Origin of the sequence: Streptomyces sp. NPDC050085 (genome assembly GCF_044460595.1) — a bacterium.
Taxonomy (GTDB): domain Bacteria; phylum Actinomycetota; class Actinomycetes; order Streptomycetales; family Streptomycetaceae; genus Streptomyces.
Genome location: NZ_JBITJZ010000024.1, coordinates 58,945 through 74,566 on the forward strand (window position 1 = coordinate 58,945; position 15,622 = coordinate 74,566).

14 protein-coding genes, 1 rRNA gene and 1 pseudogene are annotated in these 15,622 nt (G+C 71.9%); 6 read left to right on the forward strand and 10 right to left on the reverse strand.

Annotated features, from left to right (window positions below):
* Positions 1-66: 66 nt before the first annotated feature.
* The 4 genes from ACIBUY_RS41135 to ACIBUY_RS41150 all read left to right on the forward strand — a co-directional run bounded on the left by ACIBUY_RS41135 (position 67) and on the right by ACIBUY_RS41150 (position 5,039).
* Positions 67-246 carry a hypothetical protein gene (locus ACIBUY_RS41135; RefSeq protein WP_399155414.1) on the forward strand — a complete coding sequence of 60 codons (180 nt, stop codon included), beginning with the start codon at positions 67-69 and terminating at the stop codon, positions 244-246.
* Between the two features lie 199 nt (positions 247-445).
* Complete coding sequence (locus tag ACIBUY_RS41140; protein WP_399155415.1) at positions 446-1,819, forward strand: phosphotransferase; 1,374 nt, start codon at positions 446-448, stop codon at positions 1,817-1,819.
* Between the two features lie 116 nt (positions 1,820-1,935).
* On the forward strand, positions 1,936-4,149 hold the full coding sequence (gene glgB / locus ACIBUY_RS41145; RefSeq protein ID WP_399155416.1) for a 1,4-alpha-glucan branching enzyme: 2,214 nt from the start codon (positions 1,936-1,938) through the stop codon (positions 4,147-4,149).
* Positions 4,150-4,238: 89 nt separating this feature from the next.
* Positions 4,239-5,039, forward strand: a complete 801-nt coding sequence (locus tag ACIBUY_RS41150) for a hypothetical protein (protein ID WP_365570548.1) — start codon at positions 4,239-4,241, stop codon at positions 5,037-5,039.
* Here the strand turns inward: ACIBUY_RS41150 and ACIBUY_RS41155 are convergent.
* The 5 genes from ACIBUY_RS41155 to ACIBUY_RS41175 form a co-directional block, all read right to left on the reverse strand.
* A complete protein-coding gene (locus tag ACIBUY_RS41155) occupies positions 5,036-7,249 on the reverse strand; it encodes a HelD family protein (RefSeq protein WP_399155422.1) in 2,214 nt (737 codons plus the stop codon). The two genes, ACIBUY_RS41150 and ACIBUY_RS41155, sit on opposite strands and share 4 nt — an antisense overlap.
* Positions 7,250-7,404: 155 nt before the next feature.
* Positions 7,405-7,725, reverse strand: coding sequence for a thioredoxin (trxA, locus tag ACIBUY_RS41160; RefSeq protein WP_365570551.1), 321 nt, complete (start codon positions 7,723-7,725; stop codon positions 7,405-7,407).
* A gap of 6 nt (positions 7,726-7,731) precedes the next feature.
* Positions 7,732-8,154 (reverse strand): MerR family transcriptional regulator, encoded by a 423-nt coding sequence (locus ACIBUY_RS41165; RefSeq protein WP_365570554.1) that lies wholly within the window; start codon positions 8,152-8,154, stop codon positions 7,732-7,734.
* 46 nt (positions 8,155-8,200) lie between these two features.
* Positions 8,201-9,661 (reverse strand): ATP-binding protein, encoded by a 1,461-nt coding sequence (locus tag ACIBUY_RS41170; RefSeq protein WP_365570557.1) that lies wholly within the window; start codon positions 9,659-9,661, stop codon positions 8,201-8,203.
* A 75-nt stretch (positions 9,662-9,736) separates the two neighbouring features.
* Positions 9,737-10,624, reverse strand: coding sequence for an NAD(P)-dependent oxidoreductase (locus ACIBUY_RS41175; protein ID WP_399155417.1), 888 nt, complete (start codon positions 10,622-10,624; stop codon positions 9,737-9,739).
* A 157-nt stretch (positions 10,625-10,781) separates the two neighbouring features.
* Here ACIBUY_RS41175 and ACIBUY_RS41180 point away from each other — a divergent pair, with 157 nt between their 5' ends.
* A complete protein-coding gene (locus ACIBUY_RS41180) occupies positions 10,782-11,552 on the forward strand; it encodes an MBL fold metallo-hydrolase (protein WP_399155418.1) in 771 nt (256 codons plus the stop codon).
* Between the two features lie 7 nt (positions 11,553-11,559).
* Here ACIBUY_RS41180 and ACIBUY_RS41185 read toward each other — a convergent pair.
* The 4 genes and pseudogenes from ACIBUY_RS41185 to ACIBUY_RS41200 form a co-directional block, all read right to left on the reverse strand.
* A pseudogene (locus tag ACIBUY_RS41185) lies at positions 11,560-11,778 on the reverse strand (DNA polymerase III); the annotation flags it as partial.
* A 142-nt stretch (positions 11,779-11,920) separates the two neighbouring features.
* The gene (locus tag ACIBUY_RS41190; protein ID WP_365570566.1) at positions 11,921-12,298 is read right to left on the reverse strand and encodes a hypothetical protein; all 378 of its coding nucleotides are present in this window, start codon (positions 12,296-12,298) and stop codon (positions 11,921-11,923) included.
* A gap of 48 nt (positions 12,299-12,346) precedes the next feature.
* Entirely contained in the window at positions 12,347-12,928 is a 582-nt protein-coding gene (locus ACIBUY_RS41195) for a cysteine hydrolase family protein (protein ID WP_365570569.1), read from the reverse strand.
* A 90-nt stretch (positions 12,929-13,018) separates the two neighbouring features.
* Entirely contained in the window at positions 13,019-14,731 is a 1,713-nt protein-coding gene (locus ACIBUY_RS41200; RefSeq protein ID WP_399155419.1) for an MFS transporter, read from the reverse strand.
* 131 nt (positions 14,732-14,862) lie between these two features.
* Between ACIBUY_RS41200 and ACIBUY_RS41205 the strand changes: the two genes are divergently transcribed.
* Positions 14,863-15,456, forward strand: coding sequence for a TetR/AcrR family transcriptional regulator (locus tag ACIBUY_RS41205; protein WP_365570575.1), 594 nt, complete (start codon positions 14,863-14,865; stop codon positions 15,454-15,456).
* 71 nt (positions 15,457-15,527) lie between these two features.
* Here ACIBUY_RS41205 and rrf read toward each other — a convergent pair.
* A 5S ribosomal RNA gene (rrf, locus tag ACIBUY_RS41210) occupies positions 15,528-15,622 on the reverse strand; the annotation flags it as partial.

Genomic DNA, 15,622 nt, shown 5'->3' on the forward strand with positions numbered 1-15,622 from the left:
TTGGGCAGGCACGGTTCTGTCACACCCCGGTGGCACCCGTCACCGGCCGACCGACCGGAGCCCGCCATGCTGTCCCTCCTCCTGCCCCAACTCCTGCCCTGGACCGCCCTGTTCCTCCTGGTCCTGTTCGCCGCCGTCCTGCTTCCCGCCGTCTGGTCCCGCAAGCCCGCCCGTCGCCGCGCGGCCGAGCGGATCGTGCGGATCCTGCTGAACGCACTCACGAGCGTGCTGCGGCGCCGACCGTGATCGGCGGGCCCGGATCCCCAAGAAGCCGCCCCAGGCGGTTTTCGGGGTCTTTCCCTGGGCACTCTCCCCGAATACCGTGCGGGACGGGCGCCCCTTCTCCCGCTCAGGGTCACCGCCCGCCCCTCGCTCGCACCCGGCACGTCTCCACTCCCGTACGCCCCTGGACATCCAGGTCTTCATGGGGAAAGGACGCGACGCCATGTCGGAAGCCGCAGCCCGGCCCGCCACTCCGTCGGAGGGCCGGCCGGACCGTCCCGAGCTGCTCCTGTCGCTGGAACCGCTGTTACGGGAGTGGCTGCCGCGCCAGCGCTGGTTCGCGGGAAAGGGGCGGCCGATCAGTGAGCTCACGCTCGACGCGGTCACCGAACTCCGGCCGCGTTCAAGCCTGTTGCACCTGCTGATACGCGCCCACCAGCCCCCGGCGGACGAGGGCCCCGGCGACTGCTACCAGCTCCTGATCGGCGTCAGCGACGCCCTCGCCCCGCATCTCGCGCCCGCCGCGATCGGCCACATCACCCGGGGCCCGCTGGCCGGCCGCACCGCGTACGAGGCCCTGCTCGATCCGCGTCAGACCGCCGTCCTCCTAGAACGCCTGCGCACCCCCGGCACCCTCGGCGCCCTCCGCTTCCAGCTGGCCCCGTCCGCCTCCGTACCCGGCGGCCTCACCCCCCGCCCGCTGGCCGCCGAACAGTCCAACTCTTCGGTCGTGTACGGGGATTCACTGATCGTCAAAGTGTTCCGCCGGGTCCTGCCCGGCACCAACCCCGACCTCGAACTGCCCCTCGCCCTGGCCCGCGAGGGCTGCGACCGGGTGCCCGCCCCCGTCGCCTGGTACGAGACCGCCGACGGCGAGACCACCCTCGGCCTGCTCCAGCCCTATCTCGCGGGCGCCGCCGACGGCTGGGACCTGGCCCTCGACCATCTGACCAAGCAGCAGGAATTCGCCGACGAGGCGCGGGAGTTGGGCCGCGCCACCGCCGAGGTGCACACCGCCCTGGCCCGCGCCCTGCCCACCGTCACCCACACCCGCGCCCAGACCGAGCAACTGGCCGCCACGATGACCCGGCGCCTGGAGACCACCGCCCAGCAGGTCCCGGCGCTGCTGCCCTACGTCCCGGCCCTGCGCACCGCTTTCGAGGCGCTCGCCGACCTGGCCACCGAGGGCAGCACCTGGCAGGCCCAGCGCATCCACGGCGACCTGCACCTGGGCCAGTGCCTGCGCGACCCGTCCGGCTTCTGGCGCCTGATCGACTTCGAGGGCGAACCGTCGCGCCCCCTCGCCGAACGCCGCATGCCGCACCCGCCGCACCGCGACATCGCCGGCATGCTCCGCTCCTTCGACTACGCGGCCCGCACCCACCGCCCCTGGAACCCGGCCTGGTCCGAGGCCTGCCGCGCCGCGTACTGCGTCGGCTACGCGGAGGTCTCCGGCCGGGACCCGCGCACGGACCCGGTGCTGCTGCGCGCGTACGAGACGAACAAGGCGATCTACGAGGCCCTGTACGAGGCCCGGCACCGGCCCGACTGGTTGCCGGTACCGCTGGCAGCCCTGGCACGGCTGGCCGCCGCCTAGGTCGTGCCGTATCGCTATGCGGCTCCGCCGCGTGGGCGCGACCAGCCACCCGCAAGGCGCACCCGGCAACGAGACCACACACGGCAGATGAGCCGGCCACCCAAGGAGGCCCCACCGTGACCCCCCGCCCCACCACTACTCCGGCCCCCGTACCCGAGGGCGACCGAAGTCGCCTCCTCGCCGGCACCCACCACGACCCCCACGGCGTGCTCGGCCTGCACCCGACCCCCGGCGGGACAGCCATCCGCGCCTGGCGCCCCTACGCCGACCAGGTCGCCGTCATCACCCCGGAGGGCTCACGCCACGAACTCCACGACGACGGCGAGGGCTTCTTCACCGCCCTGCTCGACGTCCCCGCACCCCCCTCGACGTACGAACTGCGGATCACGTACGGCGACACGGTCCAGACGGTCGCGGACGCGTACTCCCTGCTCCCCTCCCTCGGCGAACTCGACCTGCACCTCATCGGCGAGGGCCGCCACGAAGAGCTGTGGACGGCGCTCGGTGCGCGCCCGATGACCCACCAGGGCGTCGAGGGCACCCGGTTCACGGTCTGGGCGCCCAACGCCCGCGGCGTCCGCGTCGTCGGCGGCTTCAACTACTGGGACGGTGCAGCGCACACCATGCGCTCGCTCGGTTCGTCCGGCATCTGGGAGCTGTTCGCACCCGGCGTCGGCGAGGGCGAGCTGTACAAGTTCGAGATCACCCGGCCCGACGGCAGCAGGACGCAGCGCGCCGATCCCCTCGCCACCCGCACCGAGGTCCCGCCCGCGAACTCCTCGGTCATCCACGTCTCCCGGCACGCCTGGCAGGACGGCGACTGGCTGCGCACGCGCGGCAGCCGCCCGGTGCACGCCGCCCCGTTCTCCGTCTACGAGGTCCACCTCCCGTCCTGGCGCCCGGGCCTCACCTACCGCCAGCTCGCCGACCAACTCCCCGCCTACGTATCTGACTTGGGGTTCACACACGTCGAGCTGATGCCGATGGCCGAGCACCCCTTCGGCGGGTCGTGGGGGTACCAGGTCACCGGGTTCTACGCGCCCACGGCCCGGCTCGGTACGCCCGACGACTTCAAGTACCTGATCGACGCCCTGCACCGGGCGGGCATCGGCGTGCTCATGGACTGGGTCCCGGCCCATTTCCCGCGCGACGACTGGGCGTTGGCCGAGTTCGACGGGAAGAACCTGTACGAGCACGAGGATCCGCTGCGCTCCGACCACCCCGACTGGGGGACGCTCGAGTTCGACTACGGCCGCAAGGAGGTCCGCAACTTCCTCGTGGCGAACGCCCTTTACTGGTGCGAGGAGTTCCACATCGACGGGCTGCGCGTCGATGCCGTCGCCTCCATGCTGTACCTGGACTACTCGCGCGAGCACGGGCAGTGGACCCCCAACCAGTTCGGCGGGCGCGAGAACCTCGACGCGGTCGACTTCCTCCAGGAGATGAACGCCACCCTGTACCGGCGCGTGCCGGGCGTCGTCACCATCGCCGAGGAGTCCACCGCCTGGGACGGCGTGACCCGGGCGACGCACCACGTGGGGCCCGGCGGCTTCGGCGGGCTCGGCTTCGGGCTGAAGTGGAACATGGGCTGGATGCACGACTCGCTCGACTACGTCGCGCACGAGCCGGTGCACCGCAAGTACCACCACCACGAGATGACGTTCTCGATGGTGTACGCGTACAGCGAGAACTACGTCCTGCCCATCTCGCACGACGAGGTCGTCCACGGGAAGAAGTCGCTCGTCTCCAAGATGCCGGGCGACTGGTGGCAGCAACGCGCCGACCTCCGCGCCTACTTGGGCTTCATGTGGGCCCACCCCGGCAAGCAACTCCTCTTCATGGGCCAGGAGTTCGCCCAGGGGGCCGAGTGGTCGGAGGCGCACGGACCCGACTGGTGGCTCCTGGACCCGGCGTACGGGGCCGAGCCGGACCACCGCGGCGTACGTGATCTCGTACGGGATCTGAACACGCTGTACCGGGACGAACCGGCGCTGTGGGAGCGCGACACCGACCCCGCGGGGTTCTCGTGGGTGGTCGGGGACGCGGCGCAGGACAACGTGTTCGCGTTCCTGCGGCACGCCGCCGACGGCACCCCGCTGCTCTCGGTGTCGAACTTCTCGCCGGTGGTGCGGCACGAGTACCGGCTCGGCGTCCCCGACGACGTACCGGCCTGGCACGAGGTGCTCAACACCGACGGGGGACGGTACGGCGGCAGCGACGTCACGAACCCGGAGCCGCTGAAGCCGGACGACGCACCGGCCCACGGCCGCCCGGCGAGCCTGCGCCTGACCCTGCCGCCGCTCGCGACGGTGTGGCTCCGCCCGGCCTGACCCTGAGTGGGCGACTGAGGGGACGACTGAGTGGGCGGCTGAGGGGACGACTGAGAGGGTGGCTGAGAGGGCGGCCTATATTGCCGCTCATGAAGTCACCCGTCAGACCCGTCGCCGCCGTGGTGCTGTGCGTCCTGTCCGTACTGGGCCTCGCCGCCTGCGGCACCCGACAGGCCGGTGGGGCCGGGGCCGCGGCGGCGTCGACCCCGACCGCGTGGCAGACCTTCGCCCCGTCCGACGTCAAGGCCGCCCGCCTCGGCAAGGACCAGCGCACGCTCACCCTGACCCCCACGGTGCCGAACGGCGGCGCCCGCCCCTGCTACCGGGATCTCAAGGCGGTCGTCACCGACACCTCCGACCGCACGGTGTGGGTGCAGATCACCTATGCCTCGGGCGGCGTCCCCGGCTGCGTCAACGGCCAGGCCACGACGACCGTACGGACGCGGCTGCCGTCCCCCCTGGGCGAGCGCGTCCTGAGCGTCGACAACCTGCGGACCTTCACCGCCGACTCCGCCACGGCCCCCGACCTGCGGCTGTGCGGAGAGCTCGGGTGCCACCCGGCCCCCACCGGATGCACCCCCGCCTCCTACGACCAGGCGGTGCACGCGCTCGACGTGCCGAACCACACCTCCCGCGGCCCCGAGCACTGCGACGGGAAGTGGCTCGTCTTCGACGTCTCCTCGCTCGTGGGTCCCGCCTGCCCCGAGGGCGCGGCGCCGGGCTGCGGGGCGAGCATCGGCGACCGCTGGTTCTTCCGGGCCGAGAAGTCGGGCTGGGTGCCGATCGCCCGCAGCGCGAAGGCGGGCTGCACCGACGTGCACCGCATCGAACCCGCCTTCCCGGCCGCACTGTGCGCAGAGCTGCCCGCACTGAAGCAGCAGTCGAACTAGCCGAGCCCCTCCGGCAGTTCACCGGTGTGCAGCACACCGAGCCGCTGCGTGGCCCGGGTCAGCGCGACGTACAGATCGCTGGTGCCGTACGCGCCGGGCTCGACCACGAGCACCGAGTCGAACTCGAGGCCCTTGGCCTGACGCGGGTCGAGCAGCACCACGGTCCGGGTCAGGTCGGGCTCGGCGCCCGCCGTCACCCCGTCGATCCGGGCCGCGAGCGCGGCGTGCGTCTCGCGCGGCGCGATGACGGCCAACCGCCCTTCGTCCGGCGTCAGTTCGGCCACCGCGTCGGCCACGGCGCCCGGCAGGTCGTCCGTGGCCCGCACCCAGGGACGTACGCCCGTGGACCGCACCGACGACGGCGGCTCGAAGCCGGGCTGCTCGGCGCGGAGCACGGCCGCGGCGAGGTCCATGATCTCGGACGGCGTCCGGTAGTTGACCCCGAGCCGGGTGTGCTCGAAGCGGTCCTCGACGTACGGCGCGAGGATCTTCGACCAGGAGCCGACGCCGCCCTCCGTCGAGGTCTGGGCCGGGTCGCCGACCAGCGTCATGGACCGGGTCGGCGAGCGCCGCATGAGCAGCCGCCACGCCATCGGGCTCAGCTCCTGCGCCTCGTCGACGATGATGTGCCCGAACGCCCAGGTCCGGTCGGCGGCGGCGCGCTCGGCGGCGCTGCGGTGATCCTCCTCCTCGTACCAGTCGGCGACCCGGTCCGCGTCGACGATGTCGTGCGCGGCGAGCACCTCCGACTCGTCCTCGTCCTCGAACTCGTACGTCTCGGAGCCGCGGGACAGGTCGAGAACGCCCTGCGCGTAGGCGATCCGCTCCTGCCGTGCGGCCTCGGCGGCGGCCCGCTCGGCGGAGTCGTCGTACCCGAGCAGCTCGGCGGCCTCGTCGAGCAGCGGCACGTCGCCGGGGGTCCAGTCGGCGGGCCCGGTCACCTCGCGGCGGATGGCCGCGGCCTCCTCGTCCGATACGCCCACGGGCTCGGCCAGGAAGTCGGCGACAAGGTCCTCCGGGGTGAGCCGGGGCCACAACTCCTCGATGGCGGCGTGCACTTCGGCACTGGTGGCGACGGCCTTGCCGAGCTGCGCGAGGTCGTCGGGGCCCAGGAAGTTCGGGCCGCCGTAGGGGTCGGCGCCGATCCGCTCGGCGAGCTGCTGGGTGAGCGCGTCGATGACGTGGAAGGAGAAGTGCGGCCGGGCCAGGTTGTGCGGGAGCAGCGTGGCGCGGGCCGCCTCGCGGGCCTCCCCGGCGATCGTCCAGTCGAGGATCAGGTCGCCGTCGTCGTGCCGGACGAGGATCGGGGCGCCGGGTTCGGGCGTCTGCTGCCGGTCGCGCACGGCCAGGGCGAGGGCCTCGGCCATCGCGGCGGAGCCCTTCACCGCGGCCGCCCGGGGGGTGTCACGCGCGGTCGCCCTGATGCCCGGGTACAGCTCGCCCACCGTCGCGAGCAGCACCCCGGTCTCGCCGAGGGCGGGCAGCACCTCGGAGATGTAGGACAGGAACGCCGGGTTGGGGCCGACGATCAGCACCGCCCGCTTGGCGAGCAGCTCCCGCTGTGCGTACAGGAGGAAGGCGGCGCGGTGCAGGGCGACGGCCGTCTTGCCGGTGCCGGGGCCGCCCTCGACGACGAGCACGCCGCGGTGGTCGTGGCGGATGATCCGGTCCTGCTCGGCCTGGATGGTCTGCACGATGTCGCCCATGCGGCCGGTGCGCGCCGAGTTCAGCGCGGCGAGCAGCACGGCGTCGCCGGTCGGGTCCTCGAAACCGGTGCGCTCGTCGTCGCCGAGGTCGAGGATCTCGTCGTGCAGCTCGGTGACGGTCCGCCCCTCGGTGGTGAGGTGCCGACGGCGGCGCAGACCCATCGGCAGATGTCCGGTGGCGAGATAGAAGGGGCGCGCGACCGGGGCGCGCCAGTCGATCAGAATCGGGGTGTGCTCGGGGTCGTCGTCACGAATTCCGATACGCCCGATGTGATGCGCCACGCCGTCGGTGAGATCGATACGGCCGAAGCAGAGCGAACCGTCGACCGCATTCAGCGCGGCCAGCAGGCCCGACCGCTCGACGACCAGCAGATCCCGCTCGAGGCGGGCCTGCTGGCCGGTGCCGACGGGCGTCAGGGCATCGGTGACCGACTCCGCGGCGATGCCGCGCAGCACGTCGACGCGCGCGTAGAGCCGGTCGATGAATTCCTGTTCCTTTTGCAGTTCTTTCTGCGATGCGGCGGATTCCCGGCTTGACAAAACTGCTCCCTGCCCGGTACGGTGTGTTTAGTTGGCCCCCGGTGAGGGGCCTTTTCTGTGGGCACACAGAAACACCGAATATACCCCGGGCTGGGTTTTCTTCCAAGCCGCATTCTGTTTTAGAGGGCTTCGGCCAATTCTTCGAGCAGCCGCCGCTTCGGCCGCGCGCCGACCCGCGACCACACCGGCTCGCCGTCCTTGAAGACCATCAGCGTCGGCATCGACAGCACCCCGTACTTCACGGCGGTGTCCGGGTTCCGGTCCACGTCGATCGCCACGACGTCGAGCCGCTCCTGCTCCTCCTCCGCGACGGCCTTCAGCACGGGCGCCAGCTGCTTGCACGGCCCGCACCACTCGGCGGTGAACTCCACGAGCACCGGCCGGCCCGACTTGAGCACCTGCTCGTCGAAGTCCGCGTCGGTCACATCCCGAAACGACATGTTCACTCACTCCCCTGGTTCGACTGATTCCGCCAGTTCGCAGCGCGGCGCGGTGTCCTCCGCGGCCAGCGCGTCCATGGCCTGCTCGGCACGCGCCAACTGCGCACCGACCTTTTCCCGTACGGCACTCAACTCGCCGATCAGCGCGTCGAGTTCGGCGAGCTTGCTGCGGTACACGGCGAGCGAGGCCGGGCACGAGTCACCCTCGGGGTGGCCCGCGCGCAGACACTCCACGAACGGCCGGGTCTCCTCGAGCTCGAACCCGAAGTCCTGCAGCGTGCGGATCTGCCGCAGCGCGCGCAGGTCGTCCTCGTCGTAGCTGCGGTAGCCGTTGCCGCCGCGCCGCGCGGGCAGCAGCCCGCGCGACTCGTAGTACCTGAGCGTCCGCGTGGTGGTGCCGGCGCGGTCCGCGAGCTCTCCGATGCGCATGCCTACGACGGTAAACCTTGACCCCGGCGTCAAGGCCAGCGCCCGCTCACTCCTCGGGATCGGTCTCCTGCCCGGTCCCGCTCTCCCCGCGGGCGCCGAGGAGCCGCCGGGTCAGCAGGTCGCGGTCGCCGAGCAGCTCGTCGAGGGCGGCCCGTACGTCCTCGGCCTGCGTGTCCGGTGCCTCTCGCTCCGCGGCGATCAGCACCGAGCGGCGCACCAGTTCCTTCGCGAACGACGCCGTCGTGCCGTCCGTGCGCGCGACCACCTCGTCCGTGACCGCGGCGTCGAGGCCGAGCCCACCGCCGTACAACCGCAGCAGCCGCGCGCGACCCTCGGCGTCCGGCAGGGGGACTTCCACGGCGAGGTCGACGCGGCCCGGGCGCTGCACGAGGGCGGGTTCGAGGAGGTCGGCACGGTTCGTGGTGAGCAGGAACGCGACGTCGGCGTCGTCGCCGAGGCCGTCCATCTCGTTCAACACCTGGAAGAGCAGGGGCTGTTCACCGCCGCCGTAGTCGCGGGCCTCGGCGATCAGATCGCAGTCCTCCAGGACGACGAGGGCCGGCTGGAGCATCCGGGCCAGCGCGCAGGCCGGGCCGATCGCGCCGATCGTGGTGCCCGCGAGCAGGACGACGGTGAACTCGGGGAGCCGGGACAGCAGGTAGCGCACGGTGTGCGTCTTGCCGGTGCCGGGCGGCCCGTACAGGAGCAGGCCGCGGCGCAGGTGCTGACCCGCCGCGCGCAGCCGCTCGCGGCGCCTGGCCACCCCGACGACCTGCCGCTCGACGCGGTCGAGCAGCCCGTCGGGCAGCACGATGCCGTCGGGGCCGATGTCCGGGCGGCGGTGGAAGCGGAACGGGCCGAGGCCCTGGCCGAACTCGCCGCCTTCGAAGGACAGCACCTGTCCGCGGAAGATGTTGTGCTCCCGTACGAGGCCGTCGACCTCGGTGAGGAAGGCCTGCGCCGCCTCCTTGTCGGGGCACATCACTTCCAGGCGCAGCTTGCGGTTGTCGTAGTCGTCGGTGGGGCCGCGCAGGAGCGCCACGAACGGCACGCCGTCGTCGGTGCGGCCCAGGTAGATGCCGAGGGAGACGCAGGCCAGTTCGGCGTCCGGGGAGACGGGCAGCTGGCTGTAGTCGACGGCGCCGAGCTTGAACTGCTCGTAGCGATCGGCCGATTCGACGATCTCGGCGAGGTCGAGGTCGCCGCGGTGCCGGGCCCCCGCCACGCCGAGGAGTTCGTACGGCCGCCCGGCCCGGTCGGCGAACCAACGCTCCACCGCCAGATGGACGTTGGGGTGGTCGTAGGCCGCGTACGAGGCCTTGACGACGGGAGTACCGGCGGGCTCGGCGGCGAGGTGCTCGCGCAGTTTCGCGGTGAGGTCGCGGGCGTCGGGTTCGGCCGCCGGAGGCCGGGCGACGGCCTGCAGGAAGTCGCGGAACAGCGTCTCGATCCGCTCCTGCCCGGAGTCGCCCGAACCCGCCGTGCTCACGTAGATCGTGCCGCCCATACCCGTACTCCTCGTGCCGCCCGGACCGGTTTCTGCCGACTCGGGCCATTCTGGCGGTACTTCGGTGCGTCCCGGCTACTTTCCGGCGGCCGGGTCGCGCACCGCGTCGACCGTGCTCGACCAGTCGTCGCCGCCGTGCCCGAGTGCGACGGCCCGCTCGGCGACCCGCTTGACCGCGTGCAGCACGGTCGTGTCCAGGCCCCGGCGTTCGGAGGCGTGCACGATGTGGTCGATGCCGGCGACCTCCATGGCCAGGTTGGCGAGGTCGCCGGGGTGCTTGCCGCTGTCGATGTGCTCGGCCATGTACCGGGCGATGTCGGGGATGATCCCGTGGTTGGCGACGAGGAACGGAGCGAGCTTCGTGGCGGGCACCCGGTCGGCGCCCGCGAGGGCGTACGCGTGCACGATGCCGGACATCGACGTCCAGAAGTAGTCCAGGACCGACAGGTCGTAGACGGCGGCGAGCCCGTGGTCCTCACCGAGGTAAGTGGCCTTGCCGCCAAGGGACTTGAAGGTGTTCTCGTACGCGGTGAAGGCGTCCTCGGGACCGGCGTAGAAGATCAGCGCGTCCGGCGAGCCGACCACCGTGGTCGGCACCATGATCGCCCCGTCGAGGTAGCGCAGACCGTGCCCGGCCGCCCAGGCCGCGGCCTCGCGGGCCCGCTCGGGGGTGTCGGAGGTGAGGTTCACGAGGACCTTGCCGGTCAGCTCTCCGGCGAGCGGTTCGAGGATCGTCTGCGCGGCGTCGTGGTCGACGACGCACACGACGACGACCTCGCTCGCCCGCACGGCCTCGGCCGCGCTGTCGGCCCGGCGGGCGCCGCGGGCGACGACGTCGTCGCCCTTTCCGGCCGAGCGGTTCCAGACGGTGGTGGGGTGGCCCGCGTCCAGGAGGGCACCCGCAAGGGCAGCGCCCATGGCGCCGAGGCCGAGGACGGTGACAGGGGTGTGGGCATTCGTCATGGCATCCATGCTGCGGAGCACGGCCAACTGCCCACAAGATCGCACTATTTGGTCAGCTACTCACCAAAAAGTAAGCAAGGTCAGCACGGCCGACCGGAATACGACCGGACTCCCCCGCCTTGGACCAGATGACCTGCACAGACTCCTGGAGGCACCCGTGACCGCGATCACCGTCCGCTACGTCGGCGGACCGACGTCCGTCATCGAAATCGGCGGCCTGCGCCTGCTGACCGATCCGACGTTCGACGCCCCCGGCGAGTATCCGATCGGGTCGCGGACGCTGGTCAAGACCGCGGGCCCGGCCGTCACCGCCGAGGAGATCGGTGCGGTCGACGCGGTCCTGCTCTCGCACGACCAGCACCCGGACAACCTGGACACGGCGGGCCGCGCCTCGCTGGCCGGTGCGCCGCTGGTCCTGACGACGGCGGCCGCCCGCGAGCGGCTCGGCGAGACGGTCACCGCTCTCCCCTCCTGGCAGCACGTGGACATCGAGCGCCCGGGCGGTGGCGTCCTGCGCGTCACCGCCGTGCCCGCGCTGCACGGCCCCGAGGGCAGTGAACCGGTGGTCGGCGAGGTCACGGGCTTCGTCCTCTCCGGCGACGACCTGCCCACGGTGTACGTCTCCGGGGACAACGCCTCGCTCGACCGGGTCCGGGAGATCGCCGGGCACTTCCCGTCCATCGACGTCGCCGTGCTGTTCGCGGGCGCGGCCCGCACGCCGCTGGTGCCCGACGCCCCGCTGACCCTGACCAGCGCGGGCGCGGCGGAGGCCGCGCGGATCCTGGGCGCGCGGCACGTAGTACCGCTGCACTTCGAGCACTGGGGGCACTTCACGCAGGACGGCCCGTCGCTGACGGCTGCCTTCGCCCAGGCGGGGCTGAGCGAGCGGCTGCACCTGCTGAAGCCCGGGGCCAGCGCGGAGCTCTGACGCGGCGTCAATTCCCTTGGTCCATGGGCCAGTCGCCGCGCTCGGCGAGGTGCAGCACGAGCGCGGCGATGTTCCAGGCGTCGTCCTCCACGCTGTGGTGCCGCCCTTCCAGCGGCAGCCCGGCGACCTCCAGCACCCGGGCCGTCCCGGGCCGCTTGCGCAGCCGGTGGCTCTCGGTGAAGACGGCCTTGGCATTGATGTGCGTACGCGAGAAGGGATACGGCGCCGACGCCATGAACGCACCAGGCGCACCAGGCGCACCAGATGCACCGGACGGATCAGACGCACCGGACGGATCAGATGCACCGGACGGATCAGACGCCTCGCACACCTTCGCGCACTTACGGCGCTTACGGAACCTCCGGCACTTACGGCAGGTCGAGCATGCTCATGAACACGATGTACGTGAGCAGGACCGCGAGCGGCGCCGCCACCGCGAAGGCGATCCTGCGCCCCACGTACCGCTCCTGCCACGGCAGCAGCCAGGCCGTCGCGAGCACCAGCAGCGACGCCGTCAGGCCCCAGCCGAAGACCGTGAAGGCCCGGTCGAAGGCAGGGTCGAACGCGGCCGCCTCGGCGTCCGTGCACGAGTCGCAGGCCATCGGCATCAACCCGGCGAGCAGATAGGCGAAGAACGCCCCCGGGAGCGTCACCACGGAGGACAGCACCGGGGCGACCCAGTGGCGGGCGTACCGGGTGGGACGGGCGGGCTCGTGGAGATCGAGAGCGGCGGTCTGCGATGTCATGCACACCACTCAACTCGACGGCGCCGGGCGGGACATGAGTGCGCGTACTCAGATCGCTCCTGGTACGTCGTCCGTCGGGAAACTCACCTCCGCCGTGTCCACGACGGCCGCGGTCCTGCCGGGGGCCCGCTGCCCCTCCCAGTACAGGTTCGTGTGCGCGATGACCTGCGCGGGAGCGGGCGCCCCGTACGCGGTGAGGTCCTCCGTGGTGTGCGCGTCGCCGACCAGCGTCACGTCATAGCCGCGGACCTGCGCGCCGTGCAGCGTGGCGCGGATGCAGCAGTCGGTCTGGGCGCCCGCCACCACCAGGTGCCCGATGCCGCGCTCGGCGAGGTGCTCCTCCAGGTCCGTGTCCTCGAAGGAGTCCGGGTACGTCTTGTGCACGGTCGGCTCGGACTCCCGCCGCCCGGCCAGCTCGGGGACGTACTCCCACGCCTGGCTCCCGTACTTCAGCCCGTCGTCGTCGGAGTGCTGCACCCAGAGCACGGGCACGTCCTGCGTCCGGGCCTGCTCCACCAGCGCGGCGACGTTCGAGATGACGCGCCCGCTGTCGTGCGACGGCTCCATCACCCCGTTCTGTACGTCGATGACGAGCAGGGCGGTGCGGGGCCGGTCGGGCAGTGTGGTCATGGCGGGCCTCCTCGTGATGCGGCAATGCCGCCACAGTAGAACGAGGCACTGACAACGCCCCTGCCGCCGACCCCGGACAGCCGCTCGGGGCTACGACGCGCTCGACGCCACCCTGTCCGAGCCCGCGGCCGCAGCCTCAGCCGCTTCCGCCTCGGGCTCCGGCGCCTCGTCCGACGCGTCCGCCGCCCGCCCCTTGCGCGGCAGCAGCACCGCTACGAGCACCGTCCCGACGCCCAGGACCACGGCCCCCACCACGCTGGTGTGCGCGACAGCATCGGCGAACGAGGAGCCGACCGCATCCGCCATCTGCCGTGCACCGCCGGCGAGTTGACCGGCCTGCGCCTTGAGTTGCGCCGCCTGCTGCGGATCGGTCGACGCGGCCGCCTGCTCGGCGAGCTTGTGGGCCTGCGCGCCGATCTGCTGCGCGACCGCGTACCCGGCGCCCACCGAATCCTGCGCGGTGGACAGCGCGCCGCCCGGCAGCTTCGTGCCACCGGCGGCATCGGCCAGGTGCGAGGAGTACGACCCGGCGAGCACGGAGCCGAGGACGGCGATGCCGAGCGAGCCGCCCAGCTCGAGCGAGGTGTCGTTGACGGCGCCGCCGACGCCGAGTTCGGACTCGGGGAAGGCACCCATGATCGCGTCGGTGCAGGGCGAGAGCGCGAGCCCGATCGCCAGGCCGAGGACGACCAGGGGCAGCACGAAGTCCCCGTACGACGAGGCCGAGTCCACCCGCGTGAGCAGCGCGAGCGCGGCGGTGCCGCCGACCATGCCCGCGGTCACCGTGACCTTCATGCCGACGCGGGGCGTCAGATACCCGGTGAGCGCCGACCCGGCGAACACGGCACCGGCGAGCGGCAGCATCCGTACGCCGGTCTCCAACGCGTCGTATCCGAGGACGAATTGGAGGTGCTGAGTCAGGTAGTAGAAGGCACCGAAGACGGCGAGGAAGAACAGCGCGACGGCGAGGTTCGAGCCGGCGAACCGGCGGTTCGCGAACCGCCGCACGTCGAGCACCGGCCGCGGGTGCCGCAGCTCCCACACCACGAACGCCACCAGGGTGACGCCCGCGACGACGGCCGCCGTGACCGCCTTGACGCCCCACCCGAAGTGCGGCCCCTCGATGATCATGTAGACGAGCGCGCCGACCCAGATCACGGACAGCAGTCCGCCGACGTAGTCGATGCGGCTGTGGTGCCCTGCCTTGGACGGCGGTACGAGGACGAGCGCGCCGATCATCGCGAGCGCGGCGATCGGCACGTTGATCAGGAACGTCGAGGCCCAGCCGTGGTCGCGCAGCAGCGCTCCGGCCACCAACGGCCCAGCGGCGATGGCGAGTCCGGCGGTCGCCGTCCACAGCACGATCGCCCGGGACCGCTCGGCCTTCGGGAACGTGGCGGCGAGCAGCGACAGCGTCGCCGGCATGATCATCGCGGCGCCGACGCCCATCACGGCACGCGCAGCGATGACGCCGGTGGAGCTGTCCACGAGCGACCCGGCGACGGCCCCGCCGCCGAACACGAAGAGGCCGAGGAGCAGTGCCCCGCGCCGGCTGTACTTGTCGCCGATGGCGCCGAGCAGCAGCATCAGCGCGGCGTACGGCACGGTGTACCCGTCGATGACCCACTGCAGATCGGCGCTGGACAGGCCCAGGTCGCGGGTCATGTCGGGCGCGGCCACGGTCAGCGCCGTGTTCGCCATCACGATGATCAACAGGCTCAGGCAGAGCACGAGCAGCGCCCACCAGCGGCGGGCGTACGGCCGGTCCATCTGCTCGACCGGCTCGTTGATGACGAGACGCATGACGCGAGACCCCTCCGAGACTTGCACAGGGATGTGCAATTACACAGCGATGTGCAATCTACGCCGTTGCACACAGCTGTGCAAAATGGCTGGGCAAGCAGGGTGAGTGCACCATCGGTGGGGGTGTGACAATGACCTGCGTGACTTCCGTACGGGCTGACGCCAATCGCCGCCGCATCCTCGACGTGGCCCTCGCCGAGTTGCTGCGGGACCCCGAGGCGTCCATGGACCAGATCGCACGGGCGGCGGGCGTGGTGCGCCGCACGGTCTACGGGCATTTCCCGAGCCGGGACGCGCTCGTCGGGGCACTGGTGGACGACGCGGCGCAGGCGGTGGCCGAGGCACACCGGGCCGGCCGCGAGGGCATCGACGACCCGGCCACGGCGGTGGCCCGCTCGATCCTGGCGATCTGGCCGATCGCCGACCGCTACCGCCTCCTGGTCCACCTCGCGCAGCGCAGCGTCACGATGAAGGGCATCAGGGCCCGGCTCGCACCGGTGCGCCAGGTGTGCACGGAACTCATCCAACAGGGCCTGGACCAGGGCGAGTTCGACTCCCCTCTGCCGGCGGAGGCGCTCGCTTACGTCCATGAGCAGGTGCTGTTCGGCCTGATGGAAGCGGTGAACGACGGCGCGATCCCGGCCGAGGACGCCGGACGCGCGGCGGCCGTGGCGGTGCTGGCATCGGCCGGTTACCCGACGAAGGATGCGGAGCGCCTGGTATAACGCGGCGCGGCGCGGGAAACGCAGAAAAGCCCCGGACCGTATCCCGGTCCGGGGCTTTCCATTCAAAATTTGTTCGGCGGCGTCCTACTCTCCCACAGGGTCCCCCCTGCAGTACCATCGGCGCTGTAAGGCTTAGCTTCCGGGTTCGGAATGTAACCGGGCGTTT

Coding starts and splice junctions, on each gene's coding strand:
- ACIBUY_RS41135 (WP_399155414.1), top strand. CDS start 67: ATGCTGTCCCTCCTCCTGCCCCAACTCCTGCCCTGGACCGCCCTGTTC.
- ACIBUY_RS41140 (WP_399155415.1), top strand. CDS start 446: ATGTCGGAAGCCGCAGCCCGGCCCGCCACTCCGTCGGAGGGCCGGCCG.
- ACIBUY_RS41150 (WP_365570548.1), top strand. CDS start 4,239: ATGAAGTCACCCGTCAGACCCGTCGCCGCCGTGGTGCTGTGCGTCCTG.
- trxA (WP_365570551.1), bottom strand. CDS start 7,725: ATGTCGTTTCGGGATGTGACCGACGCGGACTTCGACGAGCAGGTGCTC.
- ACIBUY_RS41165 (WP_365570554.1), bottom strand. CDS start 8,154: ATGCGCATCGGAGAGCTCGCGGACCGCGCCGGCACCACCACGCGGACG.
- ACIBUY_RS41170 (WP_365570557.1), bottom strand. CDS start 9,661: ATGGGCGGCACGATCTACGTGAGCACGGCGGGTTCGGGCGACTCCGGG.
- ACIBUY_RS41175 (WP_399155417.1), bottom strand. CDS start 10,624: ATGACGAATGCCCACACCCCTGTCACCGTCCTCGGCCTCGGCGCCATG.
- ACIBUY_RS41190 (WP_365570566.1), bottom strand. CDS start 12,298: ATGACATCGCAGACCGCCGCTCTCGATCTCCACGAGCCCGCCCGTCCC.
- ACIBUY_RS41195 (WP_365570569.1), bottom strand. CDS start 12,928: ATGACCACACTGCCCGACCGGCCCCGCACCGCCCTGCTCGTCATCGAC.
- ACIBUY_RS41200 (WP_399155419.1), bottom strand. CDS start 14,731: ATGCGTCTCGTCATCAACGAGCCGGTCGAGCAGATGGACCGGCCGTAC.
- ACIBUY_RS41205 (WP_365570575.1), top strand. CDS start 14,863: ATGACCTGCGTGACTTCCGTACGGGCTGACGCCAATCGCCGCCGCATC.